Annotated in this window: 21 protein-coding genes; 16 read left to right on the top strand and 5 right to left on the bottom strand. The window is 50.7% G+C overall.

The features are described 5' to 3' along the window. Positions 1-23: 23 nt before the first annotated feature. Together odhB and BLP55_RS05225 are read right to left on the bottom strand one after the other, a co-directional pair. Complete coding sequence (gene odhB / locus BLP55_RS05230) at positions 24-1292, bottom strand: 2-oxoglutarate dehydrogenase complex dihydrolipoyllysine-residue succinyltransferase (protein ID WP_091141267.1); 1269 nt, start codon at positions 1290-1292, stop codon at positions 24-26. Positions 1293-1545: 253 nt separating this feature from the next. Beyond that, positions 1546-4332 carry a 2-oxoglutarate dehydrogenase E1 component gene (locus tag BLP55_RS05225; RefSeq protein ID WP_091141266.1) on the bottom strand — a complete coding sequence of 929 codons (2787 nt, stop codon included), beginning with the start codon at positions 4330-4332 and terminating at the stop codon, positions 1546-1548. A gap of 116 nt (positions 4333-4448) precedes the next feature. Between BLP55_RS05225 and BLP55_RS05220 the strand changes: the two genes are divergently transcribed. From BLP55_RS05220 to BLP55_RS05195, 6 genes are all read left to right on the top strand, one after another. Then, on the top strand, positions 4449-4991 hold the full coding sequence (locus BLP55_RS05220; protein WP_091141265.1) for a hypothetical protein: 543 nt from the start codon (positions 4449-4451) through the stop codon (positions 4989-4991). Positions 4992-5085: 94 nt separating this feature from the next. After that, entirely contained in the window at positions 5086-5601 is a 516-nt protein-coding gene (locus BLP55_RS05215; protein ID WP_091141264.1) for a hypothetical protein, read from the top strand. 114 nt (positions 5602-5715) lie between these two features. Then, entirely contained in the window at positions 5716-7176 is a 1461-nt protein-coding gene (locus BLP55_RS05210; RefSeq protein WP_091141263.1) for a serine hydrolase domain-containing protein, read from the top strand. A gap of 162 nt (positions 7177-7338) precedes the next feature. Then, complete coding sequence (locus BLP55_RS05205; protein ID WP_091141262.1) at positions 7339-8043, top strand: DUF456 domain-containing protein; 705 nt, start codon at positions 7339-7341, stop codon at positions 8041-8043. A gap of 46 nt (positions 8044-8089) precedes the next feature. Continuing rightward, the gene (locus tag BLP55_RS05200; RefSeq protein ID WP_091141261.1) at positions 8090-10441 is read left to right on the top strand and encodes a DUF5686 family protein; all 2352 of its coding nucleotides are present in this window, start codon (positions 8090-8092) and stop codon (positions 10439-10441) included. Further along, positions 10438-11022, top strand: a complete 585-nt coding sequence (locus tag BLP55_RS05195; RefSeq protein ID WP_091141260.1) for a hypothetical protein — start codon at positions 10438-10440, stop codon at positions 11020-11022. Before BLP55_RS05200 ends, BLP55_RS05195 begins: the two co-directional genes overlap by 4 nt. A 39-nt stretch (positions 11023-11061) precedes the next feature. Here the strand turns inward: BLP55_RS05195 and BLP55_RS05190 are convergent, their stop codons facing one another. Beyond that, positions 11062-11412, bottom strand: coding sequence for a hypothetical protein (locus BLP55_RS05190; protein WP_091141259.1), 351 nt, complete (start codon positions 11410-11412; stop codon positions 11062-11064). Between the two features lie 19 nt (positions 11413-11431). After that, positions 11432-12406: a polyprenyl synthetase family protein gene (locus BLP55_RS05185; RefSeq protein ID WP_091141348.1), complete on the bottom strand. Its 975-nt coding sequence runs from the start codon at positions 12404-12406 to the stop codon at positions 11432-11434. A 156-nt stretch (positions 12407-12562) separates the two neighbouring features. Between BLP55_RS05185 and BLP55_RS05180 the strand changes: the two genes are divergently transcribed. The 4 genes from BLP55_RS05180 to BLP55_RS05165 are packed head-to-tail and all read left to right on the top strand — an operon-like array spanning position 12563 to position 18789. Beyond that, entirely contained in the window at positions 12563-13156 is a 594-nt protein-coding gene (locus BLP55_RS05180) for a TetR/AcrR family transcriptional regulator (RefSeq protein ID WP_091141258.1), read from the top strand. Positions 13157-13167: 11 nt separating this feature from the next. Beyond that, a complete protein-coding gene (locus tag BLP55_RS05175; protein ID WP_091141257.1) occupies positions 13168-14529 on the top strand; it encodes a TolC family protein in 1362 nt (453 codons plus the stop codon). Between the two features lie 2 nt (positions 14530-14531). Continuing rightward, positions 14532-15596 (top strand): efflux RND transporter periplasmic adaptor subunit, encoded by a 1065-nt coding sequence (locus BLP55_RS05170; protein ID WP_091141256.1) that lies wholly within the window; start codon positions 14532-14534, stop codon positions 15594-15596. Between the two features lie 10 nt (positions 15597-15606). After that, positions 15607-18789, top strand: a complete 3183-nt coding sequence (locus BLP55_RS05165; RefSeq protein WP_091141255.1) for an efflux RND transporter permease subunit — start codon at positions 15607-15609, stop codon at positions 18787-18789. 68 nt (positions 18790-18857) lie between these two features. Here BLP55_RS05165 and BLP55_RS05160 read toward each other — a convergent pair whose 3' ends face one another. Next, positions 18858-19205 (bottom strand): toxin-antitoxin system YwqK family antitoxin, encoded by a 348-nt coding sequence (locus BLP55_RS05160; protein ID WP_091141254.1) that lies wholly within the window; start codon positions 19203-19205, stop codon positions 18858-18860. A 571-nt stretch (positions 19206-19776) separates the two neighbouring features. Between BLP55_RS05160 and aspS the strand changes: the two genes are divergently transcribed. The 6 genes from aspS to BLP55_RS05130 all read left to right on the top strand — a co-directional run bounded on the left by aspS (position 19777) and on the right by BLP55_RS05130 (position 24913). Then, a complete protein-coding gene (gene aspS, locus BLP55_RS05155) occupies positions 19777-21528 on the top strand; it encodes an aspartate--tRNA ligase (RefSeq protein ID WP_091141253.1) in 1752 nt (583 codons plus the stop codon). Positions 21529-21658: 130 nt separating this feature from the next. Beyond that, positions 21659-21859 carry a cold-shock protein gene (locus BLP55_RS05150; RefSeq protein ID WP_091141252.1) on the top strand — a complete coding sequence of 67 codons (201 nt, stop codon included), beginning with the start codon at positions 21659-21661 and terminating at the stop codon, positions 21857-21859. A 275-nt stretch (positions 21860-22134) separates the two neighbouring features. Beyond that, the gene (locus BLP55_RS05145; protein WP_091141251.1) at positions 22135-22500 is read left to right on the top strand and encodes an NADH-quinone oxidoreductase subunit A; all 366 of its coding nucleotides are present in this window, start codon (positions 22135-22137) and stop codon (positions 22498-22500) included. A 90-nt stretch (positions 22501-22590) separates the two neighbouring features. Next, entirely contained in the window at positions 22591-23142 is a 552-nt protein-coding gene (locus BLP55_RS05140; protein WP_091141250.1) for an NADH-quinone oxidoreductase subunit B, read from the top strand. Further along, positions 23142-23660: an NADH-quinone oxidoreductase subunit C gene (locus BLP55_RS05135; protein WP_091141249.1), complete on the top strand. Its 519-nt coding sequence runs from the start codon at positions 23142-23144 to the stop codon at positions 23658-23660. Before BLP55_RS05140 ends, BLP55_RS05135 begins: the two co-directional genes overlap by 1 nt. A 17-nt stretch (positions 23661-23677) precedes the next feature. Beyond that, the gene (locus BLP55_RS05130) at positions 23678-24913 is read left to right on the top strand and encodes an NADH-quinone oxidoreductase subunit D (protein WP_091141248.1); all 1236 of its coding nucleotides are present in this window, start codon (positions 23678-23680) and stop codon (positions 24911-24913) included. Positions 24914-24976: the final 63 nt, after the last annotated feature.

Raw genomic sequence — 24976 nt, 5'->3', positions numbered from 1 at the left:
TTTTTTTATAATCGAAAGTTGATCTACAACTCCAATGCTTTCTTCGGATTGTTGTCCATCAAGAATTCGGCCGGATTTTCCAAACCTTCCTTGACGGCAACGAGGAACCCTACCGATTCGCGTCCGTCGATGATACGGTGGTCATAGCTGAGCGCGACATACATCATCGGGTGGATTTCTACTTTCCCGTCTACGGCAATCGGACGCTCGATGATGTTGTGCATCCCGAGGATTCCCGATTGTGGTGGGTTGATGATAGGGGTAGACAACATCGATCCGAAAACACCGCCGTTCGAAATGGTGAATGTACCACCTGTCATGTCGTCTACGGTGATTTGCCCGTCGCGTGCACGGATGGCCAGACGTTTGATTTCGGCTTCTACACCGCGGAACGACAACGATTCTGCATTGCGAACCACCGGCACCATCAAGCCTTTCGGGCCCGATACCGCCACCGAGATGTCGCAGAAATCATACGATACTTTCTGGTCGCCGTCGATCATCGAGTTGACATCCGGGAACAGCTGCAACGCGCGTGTAACGGCCTTGGTAAAGAACGACATGTAGCCCAAAGAAAGTCCGCCGTGCTTGGCCTTGAACGCATCTTTGTACTCGTTGCGGATTTTGTTGATTGGCGTCATGTTGACTTCGTTGAACGTCGTGAGCATGGCCGTTTCGTTTTTGGCCGCCACCAATCTTTCGGCGACTTTACGACGCAACATCGAAAGTTTGGTTCTTTCCGATCCGCGGTTGCCGCCTGTTGGCGTACCCATCGAAGCCGGTGCATTCACCGCGTCGTCCTTGGTGATGCGACCGCCTTTTCCGGTTCCGGTAACGGTGGCAGGGTCGACGTTTTTCTCGTCGAGTATTTTGCGTGCGGCTGGCGATGGCGCTCCTGTAGCGTAGGTCGTGGCTGGCGCAGCAGCTTTAGCTCCGCTCAGTTCGGCTGCGCCTCGGGTTGGTTCTTCTTTTTTAGCTTCAGCTTTTGGCTCCTCTTTTTTCGGTTCCTCGGCCTTTGGACTTTCAGACTTTTGACTTTTGACTGCCGAAGGCTTGGCATCGGTATCGATGAGACACACGACTTGTCCTACCTTGACGGCGTCGCCCTCTTCGGCCTTGAGCGTGATTACCCCGCTGGCTTCGGCCGGGAGTTCAAGTGTGGCTTTGTCTGAATCGACTTCGGCAATGGCCTGGTCTTTTTCGACATAATCGCCGTCTTTGACGAGCCATGTTGCGATTTCTACTTCTGTGATGGATTCCCCTGGAGAAGGGACTTTCATTTCGAGAATCATATTTTTTGGTTTTATCGTTCTTGGTTATTTTAAGCTATCGCCGTTCCAACAGCACTACGCCACTTCTGACTTCATTATTCGTTGTTCGTTAATCGATATTTTGAATGTCGAACTTCGATTAACGAATTTCGAACTTTGAAATCGGATGCCCTAGCCCTGATGGCAGCGAAAATCCTTTTTGCAGACGCTGAAACAAGTTCAGCGTTAGGGTGTCCCGGCAAAAAGATTGCAGCGTACAGCAGGTTCCCGGCTACTAATTAAACAAATTTTTATCAAATACCATCGCAATCGCTGCGGCATGGCGTTTTTTCGAGCGTGCATAACTTCCGGCAGCCGGTGCGCTGTATGCTTTGAGCGCGGCCAAACGCAACTTGACCTCGGTGAAATTCACGAGCATGTAGCTGTAGGCACCCATGTTGCGCGGCTCTTCTTGCGCCCACACGTAATCGTCGGCGTTCGGATACGAGGCGATGATGGCCTTGAGCTGTTCGGTTGGCAACGGGAACAATTGTTCGATGCGCACCAGTGCGACATCGGTACGGCCGTTGGCTTCGCGTTCGGCGAGCAAATCGTAATAGAATTTACCCGTACAAAACACGAGTGTCTTGACTTTTTTCTTGTCGACGGTGGTATCGTCGATGGTTTCCTGGAATTTCCCCGTCGCAAATTCATCTGCAGACGAAACCACCAATGGATGGCGCAGCAAACTCTTTGGTGTGAACACGATCAGCGGCTTGCGGAACGTGGTTTTCATCTGACGACGCAACAGGTGGAAAAAGTTCGCCGGCGTGGTACAATCGGCCACATACATGTTTTCGTTCGCGCACATTTGCAGGTAACGCTCCATACGTGCTGACGAGTGTTCGGCGCCCTGGCCTTCGTAACCGTGCGGCAAGAGCATGACGAGCCCGTTTTGGTTGTTCCATTTGTCCTCGGCGGCCGAGATGTACTGGTCGATCATGATTTGCGCGCCGTTCGAGAAATCGCCGAATTGCGCTTCCCAAATGGTCAGTGTTTTTGGCGAGGCGAGCGCGTAGCCGTAGTCGAATCCGACGACGCCGTATTCCGACAACAACGAATTGTAGATGTGGAATTTGCCTTTGGCTTTGGGCAATTGCGAGAGCAGGATCACTTCTTCTTCTGAATCTTCGACCTTCACGACGGCGTGGCGGTGCGAGAACGTACCGCGTTCGACGTCCTGACCAGAAATACGAACGTCGTAACCTTCGGTCAAGAGCGAGCCATAGGCCAACAATTCGGCCATCGCCCAGTCGAGCTTGTCGCTGTCAAAATACATCGTCTTTCTGTCGGCGATGAGCTTGGTGATTTTGCTGATGAATTTTTTGTCCGATGGCAATTCGGTGATCACCTTGGCGATTTCGGTCAGTTGCTTTTTGTCGAACGTGGTGTCGGTATGCAGCAACATTTCGGCCTGATCGGCTTGGTGGTAGCCCTGCCATTCGTTTTGCATGAACGGCGTGATGATGGTCAGATCTTTTTTGCGCGACGCTTCGAGGTTTTCCTCGAGCACAGCCTTGTATTGGTCTTCGAGCCCTTTGACGTATTGTCCGTCGATGATGCCGTCGGCGATCAATTTGTCGGCGTACAAATCGCGCGGGTTTTTGTGTTTCGAGATGGTTTTGTAGAGTTTCGGCTGGGTGAAACGCGGCTCGTCGCCTTCGTTGTGGCCGTACTTTCTATAACCGAGCAAGTCGATGAACACGTCGCTGCCAAACTGCATGCGGTAGTCGAGCGCAAACAACATGGCGTGTACGACCGCTTCGGCATCGTCTGCATTGACGTGCAACACGGGCGACAACGTCACCTTGGCGATGTCGGTACAATACGTAGACGAACGCGCATCGAGGTAGTTGGTCGTAAACCCGACCTGGTTGTTGATCACCACGTGGATGGTTCCGCCGGTTTTGTAGCCGTCGAGCTGCGCCATCTGGATGATTTCGTATACGATGCCCTGTCCTGCCACGGCCGCGTCGCCGTGCAATGCAATCGGCAACACTTTAGAAGCGTCGTTCGGGAAATAACGGTCCTGTTTGGCGCGCGTGATGCCTTCGATGACGGCCCCGACGGTTTCGAGGTGCGAAGGGTTGGGCGCCAAATTGATGTTGATCGATTTGCCCGACTTGGTCTTGCGGTCGGCGGTGAGGCCCAAGTGGTACTTGACGTCGCCGTCAAACAGCGCGTCATCGTCATAATCTTTGCCGTCGAATTCCGAGAAAATGTCTTGTGTATTCTTGCCGAAGATGTTCGCCAAAACGTTCAGACGGCCACGGTGCGCCATGCCCATCACGAACTGTTCGACGCCTTTTTCGGCCGCGGCTTCGATGAGCGCATCGAGACCCGGGATCAATGATTCGCCGCCTTCGAGCGAGAAACGCTTCTGGCCGACGTATTTGGTGTGGAGGAAGTTTTCGAACGAAACCGCCTCGTTGAGTTTTGCTAAGATTTGCTTTTTTTGTCCCGCGTCGAACTTCGGATGGTTGTCGTTGTAACCAATCTTGTCCTGGATCCACTGGATGACCTCGGGCTTGCGGATGTACATGTACTCTACGCCAATCGACTCGCAATAGATACGGTTCAAGTGACCGATGATGTTGCGCAACGTCGTAGGTTCGAGTTTCATGGCCTTGGCCGCGTCGAATACGGTATCGAGGTCGGCATCAGACAAGCCGTAGTTGGCCAAATCGAGCGTAGGCGACCAAATGCGGCGTTCGCGCACCGGGTTGGTCTTGGTGAACAAATGCCCGCGCGTACGGTAGTCGTCGATGAGTTTGAGGACGTTGAATTCTTTGTGGATTTTTTCGGTTTCTACCGAACAATCGCCACTGGCGGCCGCGGCTGCCAATTGCTGACCAGGCGTGCCTACGGGGTACTCGTCGTTGTAGGTGGTGATGCCAAAATCGAAGCCCTGCAAAAAACTCCTCCAGCTGGGTTCGATGCTGTCTGGATTTTCGAGGTATTGGTGGTAAAGATCTTCAAAAAATTGGGTGTGCGCTGCGTTCAGAAAGGAAAACCGGTCCATGATTTCGTTAAAAGTCCTAAGGGGTTGAAAAATAGTCCCGCAAAAGTACGACAATATACCCAAATTTTTAGTTATTTTTAGCATAGTTTTATACTTTGAACCAATAGACGAAACAAATGACACGACCAAGCCACACCCCGCTCCGACTTTTTTTGATTCTGACGCTGTTGTTTTTGGCGCTGCCGAAGCTGCAAGCGCAACAAACCAGCGCCGGCCGATGGCAGTTTGGTGGTGGCATCGGGGCGAATTTCGGTTCGGGATTTACCAACATCACGCTTGCCCCGGGTGCGATTTACAATTTTAACCAATACGTAGCGGCGGGCGTCGGCTTACAGGGAAGCTATGTACGGTCGCGCAATTATTACGAATCTTACATTTACGGCGGCAGCCTGCTTGGTTTGTTCACGCCCATCCCGCAGGTGCAACTTTCGGCCGAGCTCGAACAATTGCGCGTGAACACGACGTACGACCTCGGCTACCAGCCCTTTGTGAACGGCACCACATCGCGCGAACGCAATTTCTGGAACACGGCCTTGTATTTGGGCGCGGGCTATCGCGTGCAGAACGTGACCATCGGCGTGCGCTACAACGTACTGTTTGACGACGACGATGGCGTGTACAGCGAACCGTTTATGCCTTTTATCCGGGTTTATTTTTAGACTGATGAAATTTTAACGTTTGATACACAAAAAGTGTAAAACGACTGTTTTCGTCTTTGTTAAGTTTGGGAATCCAATAGCGATTAATTAGCCTATGGAAACACTTGCCAAACATCGTTCAATTTTTTTACTGGTCGTCTTTGCGTTAATTTTTTCGTGCAAACGAAAAAACAACGATTTAGAAATTTTTGCGCATTTCAAAAATTCGGCCGCAACGATTCTAGTAGACACGACGGCATACAAAAAAACGACCGCCAAGCGTATTTTCGGATCGCACACGGCGGTATCGTTCGACAGACTGAAAGTCAAGAAACAGTACACCCGAGGAGCGCGTGCAATGGCATATTACAGCATCCTTCTCGAGGACATCCAAACCCAAACAAAAGTCTGCCGATGGCTCGCCGAAAGGAATGGCGCCCTTTTTTTTGACGACACCACCAGTATCAACCAAGGCATGGAGCAGATTTACATTTGCTGCACCGGAACCAACGATTGCGAACCCAGCCTTTTTGTGTCCGAAGGAAAACTGTTTTGGACATGTGGCGAAAAACCGTCTTGTTCAAATCCTGAGAAAAGTTGCAAGATCAGCAAAACGGTCTTGCTTGACTGACGGCGTGTACAGCGAACAGTTTATGCCTTTTATCCGGGTTTATTTTTGATGCGCGATGTATGGTTGGATAAAATTTGCTACATTTAGCCAATCATTAATCAAAAATCAATCATCATGAAAAAATCAATCTTCGGATTCCCATCCGTATTGGGTGTCCTGTTCCTGTTGTTTTCTTTTGCCGTATCGGCGCAAACCAAGTCTGAACAAATCGAAGCGTTGCTGTCGCGTTACCACGAATACGGCCGCTTTAACGGTTCGGCGCTCGTGGTCGAGAACGGCCAGCCCATTTACAAAAAAGGATTCGGCATGGCCAATTTCGAATGGGACATCCCGAATGCGCCCAACACCAAGCACCGTTTGGGATCGATCACCAAACAATTTACGGCCGTCCTGATTTTACAGCTCGTCGAGCAAGGCAAGCTCCAACTCCACGAACCCATCGCCACCTACCTGCCCGACTATCCCAAGGCCAACGCCAGCCAAATCACGACGCACCATTTGCTCACGCACACGGCGGGCATCCCGAACTACACGTCGTCGCCAAAATTTTTCAGGGAACAATCGCGCAACTACTACAGTCCGGTCGATTTCGTCAAAACGTTCAGCGAACTGCCGCTCGAATTCAAGCCGGGCGAGAAATTCGCCTACAGCAATTCGGGTTATTTCGTGTTGGGCTATTTGATCGAAACGTTGTCTGGCAAGCCGTACGAGCAATTTTTGCAGGAGCAAATCCTGACGCCTTTGGACATGAAAGATACCGGGTTCGATCATTCGGAGGCGATCATCAAACGCCGCGCCTCGGGCTACGAAAAACAGGGCGATGACTACTACAACGCCAGCTACATCGACATGAATTTGCCGTATGCCGCGGGTTCGATGTATTCGACGGTCGAAGATTTGTTTGTTTGGGACCAGGCATTGTACACCGACAAAGTGCTTTCGGCACCCTCGCGCGCATTGCTGTTTGGGCATCATATTGTGGACGGCGACCGTTTCTATGGCTACGGCTGGGGCGTTTTTGATCTTGGCGGATTCAAAGCCGACGGCAAAATCAACGTGACCGAACACGGTGGCGGCATCAACGGATTCAGTACCGTCATTTCGCGCATCACCACCGACAAACACCTGATCGTTTTGCTCAACAACACCGGCAGTGTTGGGGTGGGCAACATCGCCGACCAAATCCGCAACATTTTGTATGGCAAACCGTTCATCATGCCCAAAAAATCGCTCGCACGCGCGCTGTTCACCACATTTTCAAAAAGCGGCATCCCGGCGGGGCTTGCCCAATACAAGGAACTCAAAAAGTCCGACCTGTATGAAATACGCGAAGGCGATGTGAACAATGCAGGCTATGAACTGATGGGCTTGGGCAAAGTGGCCGAAGCAATCGAGTTGTTCAAGATCAATGTCGAGGCGTTTCCCAAATCGGGCAATGTATATGACAGCCTGGGCGAGGCTTATCTGAAGAACGGCAACAAGGAGCTGGCCATCGTAAACTACAAGAAATCGGTGGCGTTGGACCCGAAGAACGAGGCGGGAAAAAAGATCCTTGCCGAACTCTCGAAAAAGTAACCCACTTGACCACAGTCTGAAAAAGTCCAAGCCGGTATTTCGGTTTGGACTTTTTTTAACATTTTTTACAGAAAATCTGCCGCGCGGACAAAAATATCCGTGTTACTTTTACTTCAGTTCCCGCGGAAATACAAGCCACATTAATTTTAATTTTTACACACCATGAAAAAAACAGTCATTTTAGCAGTGATGCTGCTCGGATTCGCTTTGGGGCACAGCCAAAGCAACAACCCGCAAAACAAAGTAGGTGCAGACATCCTCGCCGCGGCGGCCGTCGTCGGCAAGGATTTCAAGGACGGAAAATTACAGAACGTCGATCAGGCGACCATCGACCGCTATTACGCCACATTGCTGCCCGGTTATCAGCCTGTAAAGTTGGCCGAATTCACAAAGATTGCGCAGGCCATGAAGGGCGCCAACAGCTACTCGGTGATCGATGGGTCAGGGTTTTCGGACAAAGGCAAGGGATTTTTGCGCAAATCGCTAACCGATTACAGCCAAACGGCGCTGGCCGACGATGTCAAGAAAAGCAACATCAGCGAAACCGAAAAAACACAAATATTGACGGTGATCGCGATCAATTACAATATGGTCAAACCGACGCCAGTAAAGCCAATGCCTGCAGGCAAATCGAAAGGACCGAATGGGTATTTTGACGTCGATTTTAACGACGCCGAGTTGGCGCAATCGCCGCAAGCGGGCATTTGGAGCGCCGTGGGCGTCGTACTCGGGTTCAGCATTTGTGGCCCGTGGTGCGCCATAATCGGCGGGATTCTTGGGGCCATGGTGGGTTCGACGCCGGGCACGACTACTGTGACCGGGCCAAACGGCAGCCACACCTACACCTCGGGAGGCCCTAAACCGTGAGTTTAACGGCTATGGCGTTTTATCGCCATAGCCTCTTTATAGAAAGATGAGATATTTTTTGTTGCTGCTCTCGTTTGTCGCGGCATTTCAGGTTACGGCGCAACCAACGCTACGCGTACAGGTAAAAGACCGCGAGTCGGGCGAACCGCTGGCATTTGCGCACCTTGTTTTTAACGACAACCCCAAGATGGCTACCCTTACCGATGTGGATGGCCGGTTTGTGTACCGACAGCAAGATTTGCAACGGGCGACCTGTTCTTATGTCGGTTACCGTACCGAAACATTTGCCATCAAAGGCAATGAGGTTGTCTTGTTTCTAACCCGCGAAACGCAGGCGTTAGAGGACGTTTATATAGGGCCTGGTGTAAGCCGCGCCACCCAAATCATCCAAAAGACGATCGCCAACAAAAAGAAACACCATCCTGACCACCTGAATGCTGTTCGATACAAAAGCTACAACAAAGTGACTTTCGACTTTATGTACTACAAAAACAAAAGGGACAGCCTGGCAGTTTCGGAGAAATTCAAAAACAGCCGTTTGCTGCTTATGGAAAGCCTTACCGAACGCAAATACATGCGACCCGGATTGACCGAAGAAACCATAACCGCCACCCGCGTGTCGGGATTCGAGCGTCCCGATTTTGCCGCGTTGGCCACCGATTTGCAACCGTTTTCGTTTTATGAGGAAACGATACCGCTTTTTAATGTGCATTACCTCAACCCTATTGCAAACCGAAGCCCCTCGAAGTACCATTACACCTTGACCGATGAATATACGCACGATGCAGACACGGTATTCGTCATCGCCTTTAAGGCCAAGCCCGGCAAAAGTTTCGATGCGCTGAAAGGGGTATTGTACATCAACTCGAACGGCTATGCGGTACAGAACGTTTTGGCCGAACCCGAGGTGCGAAGCAAGGTCAACATCAAAATCCAGCAGCAGTACCAGCGGATACAAAACCACTGGTTTCCCGAGCAACTGCACTACACGCTTATGGTGGACGATTACCCAAATCCTGGAATCGGCCTTTATTCCGAAGGCAAAAGTTACTTGAGCCAAGTAGCGATCAATCCTACGCTCAAACGCTCGGAATTTTCGACGCTCGCGGTAAAACTCGCACCGTCTGCGGCCAAGTTAGACACGTTGTCGTGGGCCAAGCAGCGCCCAATCCCACTTTCGGCCGTCGAAAAAAACACCTATACGACCCTCGACAGCTTGGGTAAAGCGATGCACTTTGACCGGTATCTGTCGCTCACCGAAAAATTACTCCAAGGCCGGATTCCGCTAGGGTTTGTCGACCTTGATTTGGACAAATCCCTCAAATACAACCAATACGAAGGATTGAGGTTGGGCATCGGATTGCGCACCAATGAACGGCTGTCGAATCGGTTTGCCGTGGGTGGATTCGCCGGATACGGAACCCAGGACACGGCCTGGAAATACGGCGCAATGTTGCAAACAAAGCCCGCACCCCAAAGCACCCTTGCGTTTTCGTTCGAACACGACCTGACCGAAATGGGAAGTTACGGTTTGCGAAGCATCCGCAATTGGTATGCGCTTAGGGATTTTTTGGGCTACCGGTACGACCAAGTCAAAAAGTATGGTATCGATTGGACGTTTTCGCCTGTGCGCTTTGTCGATCTAAGCATCTGTATTTCGCAGTCCGACGTGGTTCCCAAATACGAATACTTGTCCGTCGACCAAACCCATCGCGGCTACAGCATCACCAGCGCCTCCTTGTTTTTACAATATGCCTTTGGGCAAAAACGCGTACAATCCTTTGGCGGCATCTTTAGCACCCCGACCGACTATCCCGTCGTCAGGGCTTGGGTCGAGCAGGGTTTTAAAGGAGCCTTGGATTCGAACTTCGGGTACTTGCGTGTGGAAGGTTCGGTTTCACAAAAATTTCATTCGGCCTGGGGCACCACCGACTATGTATTGTCGGGGGGCTACATCGACGGCACGGTGCCGGGTTCGCGATTGTTCACCGGCCACGGGGCTTACGACCCAAATATGGTGGTGGTTGTCAAAGACCATTTTCAAACCATGCGCCCGTACGAATTTTTGTCCGACCGGTTTGCACAGTGCTATGTATCGCATCATTTTGGCACGGTGTTGCGCCGCGGATTTTTTATGCCCGAACTCGCGCTTTCGCATCGGTGCGGATGGGGAAATCTTACCAAAATGGCGCCTTATGTTCCGTTCGGGTACAAAACCATGGATCAAGTGTACCTCGAAGCGGGATTGCAGCTGCAAAACCTACTCAAATTGAACGTCAGGAACTTGGGTTATTTGGGACTGGGTGTCGCTGGATTTTACCGGTATGGCGCACACGCTTTGGACCGTACGGGCGACAACCTCGCGGTCAAACTGGCCCTTACCTATTCGGTGCGATGAAGTGGTGGGCGCTTTTGTTGGTTGTGCATGTGTTCTACGCGCAACAGCCCACATCACTTTATCTTGTCACACGCGGTACGGCCAGTAAGTTGGCTTTGGTCGCGCCGTTCAATTTGCAGGACCGATTTGCTTCGCATGTCGGGATTGGGTTTATCGAACAAGGACGCTGGAACGTGTTTCATGTAAGCAACGAAGCCACTGCAAATGCGTCGGCACTGGTCCAAACCGATTTGGACGGATTTACCCAAGTACCGGATATGATTTACTGGGCGTTGTGGCGCACCACTGTCGACGCGGCATTCATCGACCGGCTTAAACATTTGTTGTCTACCTTCGAGGATGTCGGGTTTGATTTCGACTTCGATCTAGACAGCCGCAAACTCTACTGTTCGGAATTTTGTGTTCAATTACTCCAACGGCTCGACTCGGACCAATTTTGCTTCGAGCCAATTTCGCGTAGGCTGGAACCTTTTCAAGCCGCGTTACTAGGCAGAACGGTATTGCATTACTGGCCCGTCGATTTTTTTCAAATCAACAACCGATTTGTTTTGGAACGGATCGGATTTGGGCCGCCGCCTTGAAGCCCTTTGCTTTCAAGAAATTTGACTGTAACGAATCCTTTAGAAACGATTGCGGAACCACACCTTCATCCATTCGCGTTTCAAAATCAAAAACGAAACTTGTTCAGAAAGCGCAACCAAATCGGAACCGTCGAGTTTCTTGATCTGGTCTTCGGGCACGTCGATGACGTACAGTAAATTGAGGTATTCGGCAAATTTGTATTGGATGAGCCGGTAAATCTTCTCGTGCATTTGCACCTTGAGTTCGGTCGGGCTGGTGCTGAGCGGAAAATCGATGGCTTCGTTGGCCAGGTTGAAATCCTTGTTGATTTGTTCGATCAGTTTGAGGTACAAATCTTCGGTTTCGGCTTGGGCCAATAAAACATCGGTATTGGGCGGTGCAGTGTACATGTGTGAAAATTGAGGCTGCCTAAACTTTGCGTTCCATCAGGTTTTCGCCAAAAGTACGCAGCGCCGCTTTTTTGTCATCGGCAATTTGCAACGCACGTAACGTATCGAACGCTTTCATGGTATAGTCGTGGATGGCCTGCTTTGTGGCCGTCGCGGCACCCGTTTGGTTAAAGATGGCGGCCACCGACGCAATCTTGTCGCGATTGTCCGTAGGCTGAATTGAGTAAAGATGACGGAGTTGCTCGGTTTGTGCGTGGTCTGAAAACGCCATCGCCTTGAGATAGAGATAGGTTTTTTTGTTCTCGATGATGTCGCCGCCGATTTGCTTTCCGAACGTAGCCACGTCGCCAAACACATCAAGGTAATCGTCCTGCAATTGGAACGCAATGCCCAGGTACCGCCCGAAATCGTAGATGAGTTGTGCATTTTGCGCCGATGTTTCGGCAATGATGGCACCCATTTGCATCGCGGCGCCCACGAGCACGGCGGTTTTGTATTCGATCATTTTGAGGTATTCGGGAATGGTCACGTCGTCGCGTGTCTCGAAATCGACATCCCATTGCTGGCCTTCGCACACTTCGAGCGCGGTCTTGCTGAACAATTTGGCCAGGTCGCGAAAGATGGCCGGCTCGTATTGTTCGAAATACTGATAGGCCAGGATCAGCATCGCATCGCCCGACAAAATGCCTGCATTGAGGTCCCATTTTTCGTGTACGGTTTCCTTGCCGCGACGCAGTGGCGCGTCGTCCATGATGTCGTCGTGCACAAGCGAAAAGTTGTGGAACGTTTCTACGGCCATGGCAGCAGGAAGCGCTTTTTGGAAACTGCAATCGAAAACATCGGCCGCCATGAGCGTCAAAACGGGCCGCATGCGCTTGCCGCCCAATGTTAAAATATAGCGAATGGGGGCGTACAGATTTTCGGGATCCTTACCGATTTGTTGTGCAGAAAGATAGGCGGCAAAATGTTGCTGATACTGTTCTATCGCGAGCATGGGCGAATATTTGGCGCTAAGGTAATGCATTCGTTCAAGATGACAAATTCGACGGGTATGTCAAATGTTAAATTAATGTCAATACTTTGGAAACTATTTTGGTGTTCAAAGTTTCCAACCTACATTTGCCGCTGAAATTTAGATTACCACACCATTATGGAAGAAAAAATAATAGCCAAGGCAACCGACATGTTTCTCAGACTCGGTTTCAAAAGCGTTACGATGGATGATATTGCGGGTGAAATGGGAATCTCCAAAAAGACCATCTACAAGTATTTCATCAACAAGGAAGTGCTGATCGAGGAATCCACCGAAGCGATGCACAAACAAGTGCACGTCAAGATCGAGGCCATCATGGCGCAAAACCACAACCCGATCCGCGAGAATTTCGAACTGCGCAGAATGTTCAAGAACATGTTTCAGGCGGCCGAAACTTCTCCGCTCTATCAACTCAAGAAACACTATCCCGAGCTGCACCAAAAAACCATGTGCCACGAACTCGAAGACTGTTACTTGTTCCTGCGCCAAAACATCGACCGCGGGATTTACCTCGGGCTTTACCGCAAGGACATGGACATCGAGAAAGCCATCAAGTTCTACTACATGCTGATTTTCCAGATCAACGAAAATACCGTGTCGGAAAAAGAAGCCCAAGAGCTCGAACTGGCCGTGTTGGAATACCACACACGCGCCATCGCCACCGAAAAAGGCATCAAAGAATTAGAATTCAATCTATCCAACAATAATTAAATCAATCATCAATGAAAATGCCCTCTTTTTTAAGAACACCGACGGCCCTGCTGCTTTTACTGACAGGCCTTGGGCAGCAGTTCGTGCAGGCGCAGAACAAACCCATCAGTCTTAAGGACGCCGTGACGTTTGCCCTGGCCAACAAAGCCGATGCCCAAAAGGCGAAACTCGACATCGAGAACGCCGGTTACGAAATACAGGAAGTGCGCGCAGGAGCGCTTCCGACGGTTTCCGCCAACGGAAACTTGACTTACAATGCCATCATCCAACAAAGTGCCTTGCCGGGTGACATCGTGGGTGCGCCGGGAACGGTCGTTTTGATTCCGTTTGGTCAGGAATGGCTTTCTACGGCTGGCGTTTCGCTGAGCCAGAACATTTTTGACATGTCGGTGTTTACGGGGCTCAAGGCGGCCAAGTCTACGCGTCAGTTTTACCAAATCAATGCCAGTTTGACCGAAGAACAGGTGATCGAGCGCGTGGCCAATGCCTACTATCAGGTGTTGGTTGCGCAGGAGAAGTTGGCGGTGAGCGACAGCCTTTACCAAAGTACGGCCAAGGTGCGCGACATCATCAAAGGACAGTTCGACAACGGGCTGGCCAAGAAAATCGATTTGGACCGGACCATGGTAAACCTTTACAACCTTGACACCGAACGCCAGCAAAACCGCAACAATGTGGCGTTGCAGGAAACCGCGCTCAAATTCTACATGGGCATGCCGGTAGAAACACCGATTACGTTGGTCAAGGAACACATCGAAGTCAAGCCGCTCGCGCTCGACGAACAACCCAACAGCACCAACCGTTTCGAGTACCAGTTGATGACCACGCAAGAACAGTTGTACAAATACCAGAAACAGTCTAAGGTGGCGGCGTACTACCCGACCTTGTCGCTCAACGCCTACTACAACTACCAAGGTACCGGACAAGAATTCCCTTGGTTTTCGAAACCCGTAGACGGAACGTACTGGACCGACTATGCCTCGATCGGGCTCAACCTCAAGGTGCCGATTTTTTCGGGATTGGGCAACCGTGCACGTGTGGGCAAAGCCGATGTGGAATTGCGCAAGCACCAACAGGACATGGCCGACAAAAAACTGTCGCTCGACAAGGAATATTTCGATGCGGTGACCGTCATCAAAAACAACCTCAAGACGCTCGAAAGCCAAACCGAAAACGTCACCTTGGCGCGCGATGTCTTAGACGATACCCTCAACAACTATTACAATGGGCTCGCGACACTTACCGACTTGCTGGATTCCGAGCAGGCCTACACCCAAGCCCAAAACAATTACAATACCGCACTACTCAACTACAAATTGGCCGAAGTGCAATTCATCAAATCAAAAGGACAACTTAAATCTCTAGCACAATAACCATGAAAAAGAAACTCATTTATATCGTCGCCATCGTGGCCGTCATCGCACTTATCGGCATGACGCTTTCGAACAACAAGGCCAAGAACGAGAACGAGCAAGCCATCGTTTCGCTCAAGAACAGTACGGTAGCCGTGCGTATCGACACCGTCGCTACCGGCGCCATAGACCAGGAATTCGTAGCCAACGGCACATTTGCACCGTCGCAGGAACTCAAATTTTCGGCCGAGAACTCGGGCCGTGTCACCAAGGTTTTGGTCGACGAAGGCAGCGTCGTTCGCATCGGTCAAACGCTTGCGATCATCAAAGGCGACAAGCTTTCGGTAGACGTGACCAATGCGCGTGCCGCCTACCAGAATGCCGTAGCCGACGCACAACGTTACGACAACGCGTTCAAGACCGGCGGTGTCACCAAGCAACAGGTAGACCAATCGAAAGTGGCTTTGGCCAATGCCAAGGCGCAACTCGACCAGGCCAACATCTCGTTGGGCGACGCCACGATCAGGGCCACCATCAACGGGATTGTCAACAAGCGCCTTATCGAACCGGGATCGGTGGTTTCACCGGGTACCGAATTGTTCGAACTCGTCAACACGTCTAAACTGAAACTGGCCGTGACCGTTCCCGAAGGCCAGATCCCGTTGCTCAAACTGGGCAACAACGTCAAGGTCAAGGCCAGCGTTTATCCAGACAAGGTGTTCGCAGGAAAAATCACGTTCATCGCCGCCAAGGCCGATGCGTCGCTCAACTTCCCGATCGAGATTGAAATCGCCAACAACCCGAACAACGAGCTCAAAGCGGGCATGTACGGTACGGCGCAATTTGAACCAACCGGAGCCGGTTCGGGGAACATCCGCGCCATTTCGCGTACGTCTTTCGTAGGCGGGGTAAACGCGGGACAGGTATTTGTGGTCAAGGACAGCACGGCCAAGATGCGCAAGGTAACCCCTGGACGCGTACTTGGCGAGAAAGTCGAAATCCTCGGCGGTCTTGAAGACGGCGAAATCATCGTCACCAGCGGCCAGATCAACCTGACCGACGGCGCCAAAGTGAGCATCATCAAATAAAAGCCAATCCATGAAAATAGCATCCATATCCATCAAACGGCCGACGCTCATCATCGTGCTGTTTACCATCCTGACGCTGGGCGGCTTGTTCAGCTTCTCGAACCTGAGCTACGAGCTCATCCCTAAATTTGAAATCAACGTCGTGACCATCGCGACGGTTTACCCGGGCGCCTCGCCGTCTGAGGTCGAGAACACCGTTACGCGCAAGATCGAAGACGCGGTGTCGTCGCTCGAGCTCGTCAAGAAAGTCGAATCGAAATCGTACGAAAGCCTCTCGCTGGTCATGGTTACGCTCGAGGCCGAAGCCGATGCCGACTACTCGCTCAACGATGCGCAGCGCAAGATCAACGCCATTGAAAAGGATTTACCCGAAGACGTCGATCCGCCATCGCTTACCAAATTCTCGATCTCCGATTTGCCGGTCATGACCTTGGCCGCCACCGGAAACATGGACGAAGTGGCGTTCTACGACTTGCTCGACAAAAAAATAGAACCGATTTTGGCCCGTACCAACGGGGTTGCGCAAATCACGCTCGTAGGCGGGCAGGAACGCGAAATCCAGGTGAGCCTGGACCAGAAAAAATTGCAGGGCTACGGACTGTCGATCCCGCAGGTGCAGCAGGCCGTTTTGGCGTCGAACCTTGACTTCCCGACGGGTAGTTTGCAAACCCGCGAGAGCAAGATGCTCATTCGTTTGTCGGGTAAATACCGCAACGTAGAAGAGATGCGCAATTTGGTCGTGTCAAACCAGAACGGCATCCAGATCCGTTTGGGCGATGTGGCCGATATCCAGGATTCGCAAAAACAGGTCGAAAAGATCTCACGCGTAGACCGCAAGAGCGCCATCGCCATCCAGATCATCAAACAAACCGACGCGAATGCCGTGCAATTGTCCGAAGACATCAAGACGACCATCGCCAAGATCGAACAGGATTATGCGGCGCAAGGTGTGAAGCTCGAAGTGGCCAACGACACGTCTGAGTTTACGCTCGTGGCCGCAGACGGGGTCATCCATGACTTGTTCATCGCGGTATTCCTCGTGGCGTTCGTAATGTTGTTCTTTTTGCACTCGATCCGGAACGCGTTTATCGTCATGATTTCGATTCCGGCGTCGCTCATCGCCACATTCATCGGCATTTACCTGATGGGTTATACCTTGAACTTGATGTCGCTTTTGGGACTTTCGCTCGTGGTAGGTATCCTTGTCGACGACGCCATCGTTGTACTCGAGAACATTTACCGACACATGGAGATGGGCAAAAACCGTATTCGCGCGGCCTATGACGGAACCGCCGAAATCGGGTTTACGGTAACGGCCATCACGCTCGTGATTGTCGTGGTGTTCTTGCCGATCGCGCTCAGTACAGGATTCGTTTCGAACATCATCAGCCAGTTTTGTGTGACGGTGGTCATTGCCACATCGTTGTCGTTGCTGTCGTCGTTTACGTTGATTCCTTGGTTGTCGTCGCGTTTCGGAAAACTCGAACACATCGAGGGCAAGAACCTCTTTGGCCGTATCATCCTTGGCTTCGAACGCGGACTCGACCGTTTTACCGACTGGGTTTCGGGCATCTTGAAATGGTCGCTCAAATCGCGCGCCACCAAAGTATGGTCGCTTGTGATCGTGATTGTAATGTTTGTTTCGTCGTTGTTCCTGGTAGGTGCCGGATTCATCGGTGGGGATTTCTTCCCGAAAATGGACCGCGGACAGTTCATCGTACAGCTTGAATTGCCCAAGGACGCTTCGGTCGAGCAAAGTAACTTTGTGACGCAAAAAGCCGAGGATTTCCTGGGCGGTAAAAAAGAAGTGACCAAGCTCATCACAACCGTAGGACAGCTTTCGGGCGGTTTCTCGGGATCGCAAACCACACCTTATAAGTCTGAAATTACCGTGACGCTCGTGGACCGCGAAGACCGCGAAGACAACACGTTCATCTATGCGGCCAAGGTCAAACGCGAGTTGCAAAAAACACTCGTGGGTGTTCAGGTCAAAACCGTTCCGGTGAGTATCATGGGTGGTGCCGGCGAAGCGCCATTGGCTTTGACCATCACGGGTAATGACGTAGAAAGTGCGATGCAATTCGCCAACGAAGCCGCGGGCGAACTCGCGAAAATTTCGGGTGCCACCGAGATCAAATTGACTTCGGAAACCGGTTCGCCAGAGGTGAACGTACAGGTAGACCGCGACAAGATGGCGGCGCTTGGCCTCGATCTGCAAACGGTGGGTATGACGATGCAAACTGCGTTCAACGGCAACACCGACGGCAAGTTCCGCGCGGGCCAGTACGAATACGACATCAACATCCGCTTTAATGAATTCGATCGTTCGAACATCAACAACGTACGCGATTTGATTTTTATCAACCAACAAGGACAACAAATCAAGTTGTCGCAATTTGCCAACGTGACCGAAGCCTCGGGACCGAGTTTGCTCGAGCGCCGCGACAAGAGTGCATCGGTGACCGTACAGGCGCAAACCGTCGGCAAGTCGGTGCAGGCCGTGGCCCAGGAATGGGAAGCGGTGTTCTCTAAAATGAAACGTCCGGCGGGTGTAGACTACGTTTGGGGCGGCGACATCGAGAACAGCCAGGAAGGTTTTGGTACGCTGGGGATATCCTTGCTCGCGGCCATCATTTTGGTCTACCTGGTAATGGTGGCGTTGTACAACAGTTTTGTGTATCCGTTTGTGGTGTTGTTCTCGGTACCGCTTTCGTTCATCGGGGCGTTGTATGCGCTGGCCTTGACCAACAATACGCTCAACATCTTTACGATCCTGGGGATCATCATGCTCATCGGGTTGGTGTGTAAGAATGCGATCCTACTCGTCGACTTTACGAACCATCGAAAGGAAGCGGGCGAATCGACCTACAATGCCTTGATCCAGGCCAACCACGCGCGTTTGCGTCCGATCTTGATGACGACCATCGCGATGGTATTCGGTATGTTGCCGATTGCATTGGCCACGGGCGCTGCCGCCGAGATGAACAATGGCTTGGCGTGGGTGGTCATCGGCGGATTGATTTCGTCGTTGTTCCTGACACTCATCATTGTGCCAGTGGTGTACTCGATCTTTGACGGACTGATCCGCAGGTTCAGCAAAAACAAAGATGTCGACTACGACGCGCTCATGGTCGAGGACTATGTGCCTACCGAAGTCAGCGAAGACGGATTCACGACCAAACATTCGGTCTAATTTCTATAAACAAAAAGCCCGCTTGCAGCGGGCTTTTTTTATTCCTTATTAGTTATTGTTATTTTTTATTAGTTGCGGTTGGCCAGGGCTTCTGCTTTCCAGTTCTTGACCGACTCTATTTTATTGCTTTTGTAGTTCACTTCGGCCAGATTGTTCTCGCCAAAAAATACCCATTTGCCAGTTTTCTCGCCATTGCTGTATTCGCCCACCGACTTCTTGACGCCGTTGGCATCGTAGGCAACCCATTGCCCCTCGAGTTTGCCGTCTTTGAAAAATCCGGTTTGGGCAATCTTGCCATTTTCATGGTAATAGGTTGCTTTGACCAAATCGCCGTAGGCTTCGAGTTTGGGTTCTATCGTGTGCGCCGAAATCATGCCTGACACCAGCATCGCTCCAATGATCATGTACTTTTTCATAATGTCGTAGGTTTTAATTGTTGATAATCTTACTACAAACTTACTCAATTATTTACAATTAGGACACTTTGACTTAACAATTTGGTAACATTGAATGAAAACTTAACATTGGAAATTTGAAAAAACGTCGGAAAGCCTTGTGGGTTGGGCGTTGCCGCGGATTGGCGTAAAAACGTTAAAATCAAAATTTTAGGCCGCGGCCGGGCTGTTCGCTATATCTTTTGCTTCGTCCCGAAGCGTCGGGACTCCGCAAAAGGATGCCGCTGCCATCCCTAACGCGGTCGTCAATCCTTGAGAAACTTGCGGTTGATATGCGCACCTTCTTGCGTTTGAATGCTGACCACGTAACCGCCTTTCGACAATGCGCTCACAAGCGAATAACAGATTTCCCTATAATCCTAAACGCTCTTCGTGCGGCCGCGTTAGGGATTGAAGCGAAAATCCTTTTGTGGAGCCTGCGGAACAAAAGATTGCAGCGTAAAGCCCGGCCGAAGGCAACGCCCAAATTAAAATGTAAATCACTCCTCATAATTGAGCGATATCGCTTAAATTTGCGCAAAATTTCATCAAGATGTACAGAAGCCACAATTGCGGGGAACTCACCGCCGCCCACATCAACCAAACCGTCACGCTCGCAGGCTGGGTCCAAAAATCACGCGACAAAGGATTCGTGCACTGGGTCGATTTGCGCGACCGCTACGGCATCACGCAACTCGTTTTTGACGAAAGCCGCAGCGACAACGCCGTGTTTGAATTGGCCAAGACGCTCGGGCGCGAATTCGTGATCCAAGCCACAGGCAAGGTCATCGAACGCGAGTCGAAGAACGCGAACATGGCCACGGGCGACATCGAATTGTTGGTCACCGAACTCAACATCTTGAACCCCGCGTTGCTCCCACCGTTTACGATAGAAGACGACACCGACGGCGGCGAGGAACTGCGCATGAAATACCGCTACCTCGACATCCGTCGCAGCCCGGTGCGCAACGCGTTATTGTTTCGCCATACGGTCGCGATGGCCGTGCGCAACTTTTTATCGGCGCAGGGGTTTTGCGAAATCGAGACGCCGTACCTGATCAAATCGACGCCCGAGGGCGCCCGCGATTTTGTGGTGCCGAGCCGAATGAACGAAGGCCAATTCTATGCGTTGCCGCAATCGCCACAAACCTTTAAACAGCTTTTGATGGTGGGCGGCATGGACAAGTATTTCCAGATCGTGAAATGTTTCCGCGACGAGGATTTGCGCGCCGACCGTCAACCCGAATTTACGCAAATCGACTGCGAGATGGCTTTCGTGGAACAAGAAGACATCTTGAACGTATTCGAAGGATTGACCCGCCATTTGCTCAAGGAACTCAAAGGCATCGAGGTCGACAAATTCCCACGCATGACCTACGACCACGCGATGAAAACCTATGGCAACGACAAGCCCGACATTCGTTTCGGGATGGAGTTCGGCGAGCTCAACAGCGTCGCGCAACACAAGGATTTTGGCGTATTCAATTCGGCTGAATTGGTCGTCGGAATCGCCGCTCCAGGCTGTGGCGAAATGACGCGCAAGGAAATCGACGCGCTCATCGAATGGGTCAAGCGTCCGCAGATCGGCGCAAGCGGAATGGTATATGTGAAATGCAACGAAGACGGCAGTTTCAAATCGTCGGTCGATAAATTCTACGATCAGGAAGATTTGAAACGTTGGGCCGAAGCCACGGGCGCAAAATCAGGCGACATGATTTTTGTATTGTCGGGCGGCGCGCACAAAACACGTACGCAATTGTCGGCTTTAAGAATGGAACTGGCAACGCGTTTGGGCCTTAGAAAACCAGAGGAATTCGCACCGCTTTGGGTGGTTGACTTCCCGCTTTTGGAGCAAGACGAGGATTCGGGCAGATGGCATGCGATGCACCACCCGTTTACGTCACCAAAACCCGAAGACATGAAATTGCTCGAAACCGATCCGGGCGCCGTACGCGCCAATGCGTATGACATGGTTTTGAACGGGAACGAGATTGGCGGCGGATCGATCCGTATCCACGACAAGGCCACGCAGCAATTGATGTTCAAATACTTGGGCTTTACCGAAGAAGAAGCCAAAAACCAATTCGGATTTTTGATGGATGCGTTCCAGTATGGCGCCCCGCCGCATGGTGGATTGGCTTTCGGACTCGACCGCTTGGTGGCCATTTTGGGCGGACAGGAAACCATCCGCGACTTTATTGCGTTCCCAAAAAACAATTCGGGACGCGATGTGATGATCGACGCGCCGTCGCCCATCAGCCCCGAACAATTGAAAGAATTGAATATAAAACTCGATTTAAAATAGATTTTCTTTAGAAAAATCTTAAAAAATTAAACGTTTTCGCATTTTTTAGATTTTTTTAACACCCACGCATTGCCATATCAGTTTAAAGTTTACATTTGTACCATTATAACTTTTTATTACTACAATTACAATGCGCACAGGTACAGTAAAATTTTTCAATGAATCAAAAGGTTACGGATTCATTACAGACGAAGAAACAGGGAAAGACATCTTCGTTCACGCCACCGGAATCAAAGCCGAGGAAATCCGCGAAGGAGACAAGGTGAGCTATGAAGAAGAAGAAGGAAGAAAAGGAAAAGTGGCCGCTCAGGTTACTGTCCTTTCGAACTAAAATATAAGTATTTTTGTTGCCTTGAAAAGTCAGGCGCCCCGAAGTTCGGGGCGTTTTTTTTTGCGTAAATTTAGGCCAGGTCGCTTTTTGGGTAAAAAAACGTCAACAGAAATTGGGAATTGCCCACAATCGACGCAAAAACAACCCTTATTTATAATCAATAAAAATTAGCGATTTACAACGTTATAGTAGCCGCGAAATTGCAAAAATGGGTTGCTATTTAATTGCGGAGGGTTATCTTTGTGGTTCAAATACAAACCAGATTTTCTACTGCCATGCAAACCAGCCAAATCGATTACCTACCGATTATCATGCAAATGGGACTTGCCGTCGGATTTGTGGTCATGACCATCATCGTTTCGTCGTTCCTGGGCCCCAAACGCAGCTCCAAAAACAAGGACAAAAACTTCGAGTGCGGGATCGAATCGGTCGGTAACGCGCGTATCCCTTTTTCTGTCAAATATTTTCTCGTGGCCATCTTGTTCGTCTTGTTCGACGTCGAGGTGATTTTCATGTACCCGTGGGCGGTCAATTTCCGCGAAATGGGTATGGAAGGCTTGATCAAAATGGGCATTTTCATCACGTTGCTTTTGGTCGGATTTTTCTATGTCTTGAAGAAAAAAGGCCTCGAGTGGGAATAACAAATTATTTTAAATTATAAATTTTAAGTGTTGAATGGGTGATTCCGATCAATTTAAAATTTAGAATTCAAAATTTATAATATCAAAAAAATGAGCGATTCAAAAATAAACACCAACGCAGAAGCACCTCCTGGATTTGCCGGCGAAGGTTTTTTTGCCACCAAACTCAGTGACGTCGTGGGGCTTGCGCGCGCCAATTCGCTTTGGCCGTTGCCGTTTGCCACTTCTTGCTGCGGGATTGAATTCATGGCGACCATGGCCTCGCACTACGATGTGGCGCGTTTTGGGTCGGAGCGCATGAGTTTTTCGCCGCGCCAGGCCGACATGCTTTTGGTCATGGGAACGATCGCCAAGAAAATGGCCCCCATCCTGCGCCAGGTTTACGAACAAATGGCCGAACCGCGCTGGGTGATTTCGGTGGGCGCTTGCGCTTGCTCGGGTGGAATTTTTGACACCTACTCGGTTTTGCAGGGCATCGACAAGGTGATTCCCGTAGACGTCTACGTGCCGGGTTGTCCGCCAAGACCAGAACAAATCCTCGACGGCATCATGCGTCTGCAGGACATGGTCAAGACCGAATCGGTACGCCGCAGAAGCTCGCCAGAATACACAGAATTGCTCGCATCATACAACATCAAATAATGGCTTTAGAAAATTCGGTAATACAGCATACGCTTACAGACCAGTTTGGTGCTGCGGTCGGCGATTTTCAGCAAATACACGACATCCTTACTTTTGAGGTGGACTCTGAATCCATTTCAGAAGTAATGTTGTTTTTACGCGACAACGCCACGCTGCGTTTCAACTTTTTGACCACGTTGTGCGGGATGCATTTTCCCGACGCCGACAAAGACCGACAATTTGCCGTGGTATACCACATGCACAACTGGGTAGACAATGTACGCATCCGCATCAAATGCTATTTGGGCGTAAACCCAGAGATCGCTACGGTGTCGAATTTGTTCCTGAGCGCCAACTGGCAGGAGCGCGAAACCTATGATTTTTTTGGGATCGTATTCAAAGGCCATCCGCAACTCAAGCGCATCTTGAACATGGACGAAATGGTCTCGTTCCCGTTGCGCAAGGAATTCCCGCTCGAAGACGGCGGACGTACCGACAAGGACGACCGTTACTTTGGACGAACAACCGATAATTGCTAATTAAGTCACGCTATACTATGTCAGACTTATTGTTACCACCCGAACTGCGTTATGCGGAAATCATCGAAGCCCGAAAAAATGAAGACGGCAGCGAGCTGTCGATCCTGAACCTGGGCCCGACACACCCTGCCACGCACGGGATTTTCCAGAACATCCTTTTGATGGACGGCGAACGCATCATCGACGGCGAAGGTACGGTAGGCTACATCCACCGCGCTTTCGAGAAGATCGCCGAGAACCGTCCGTTCTACCAGATCACGCCGCTCACCGACCGTATGAACTATTGTTCGGCACCCATCAACAACATGGGCTGGTGGATGACCGTCGAGAAAGCTTTGGGCATCGAAGTCCCGAAACGCGCACAGTACTTGCGTGTGATTGTGATGGAACTCGCGCGTATCGCCGACCACATCATCTGTAATTCGGTTTTGGGGGTCGACACGGGCGCACTCACCGGATTCCTTTATGTGTTCCAATACCGCGAAAAAATATACGAAATCTACGAAGAAATTTGCGGCGCAAGACTCACGACCAACATGGGCCGTCTGGGCGGTTTCGAACGCGACTGGAGCCCGCTTGCGTTTGAGAAACTCAACCAATTGCTCGAGGAGTTTCCGCCAATCTGGAAAGATTTCGAAGATTTGCTTACACGTAACAGGATTTTCATGGACCGTACGATAGACGTGGGTCCGATCTCGGCCGAAAAAGCAATTTCTTACGGATTCACCGGCCCGAATTTGCGCGCGGCGGGCATCGACTACGATATTCGCGTCATGCAGCCGTATTCGTCTTATGAAGATTTTGAATTCAACATCCCGGTAGGCCAATCGGGCGATACGTACGACCGTTTTTGCGTACGCAACGCCGAGGTTTGGGAGAGTTTGTCGATCATCAAACAAGCACTCGCCAAATTGCCCGAAGGACCGTACCATGCCGATGTTCCCGATTATTACTTGCCGCCAAAAGACGAGGTCTACCACAACATGGAGGCGCTTATCTACCATTTTAAGATCGTCATGGGCGAAGTGCCCGTCCCGGTTACCGAAGTGTACCACGCGGTCGAGGGCGGCAACGGCGAACTTGGCTTTTATTTGACCACCGACGGCAGCCGTACGCCTTACCGCTTGCATTTCCGCCGTCCGTGTTTTATTTATTACCAGGCGTTCAACGACATGGTCAAAGGGCAGATGCTATCCGATGCGATCGCAACGCTGTCGAGCTTGAATGTCATCGCCGGAGAATTAGACGCTTAAGAAATTATAAATGTTGAATTTTAAATGATGAATGACATTCGAACCATTTAAAATTTAGAATTC

It is taken from the genome of Flavobacterium caeni, from assembly GCF_900101895.1.
Lineage (GTDB): Bacteria > Bacteroidota > Bacteroidia > Flavobacteriales > Flavobacteriaceae > Flavobacterium > Flavobacterium caeni.
This window is presented reverse-complemented; position numbering and strand designations above follow the sequence as displayed.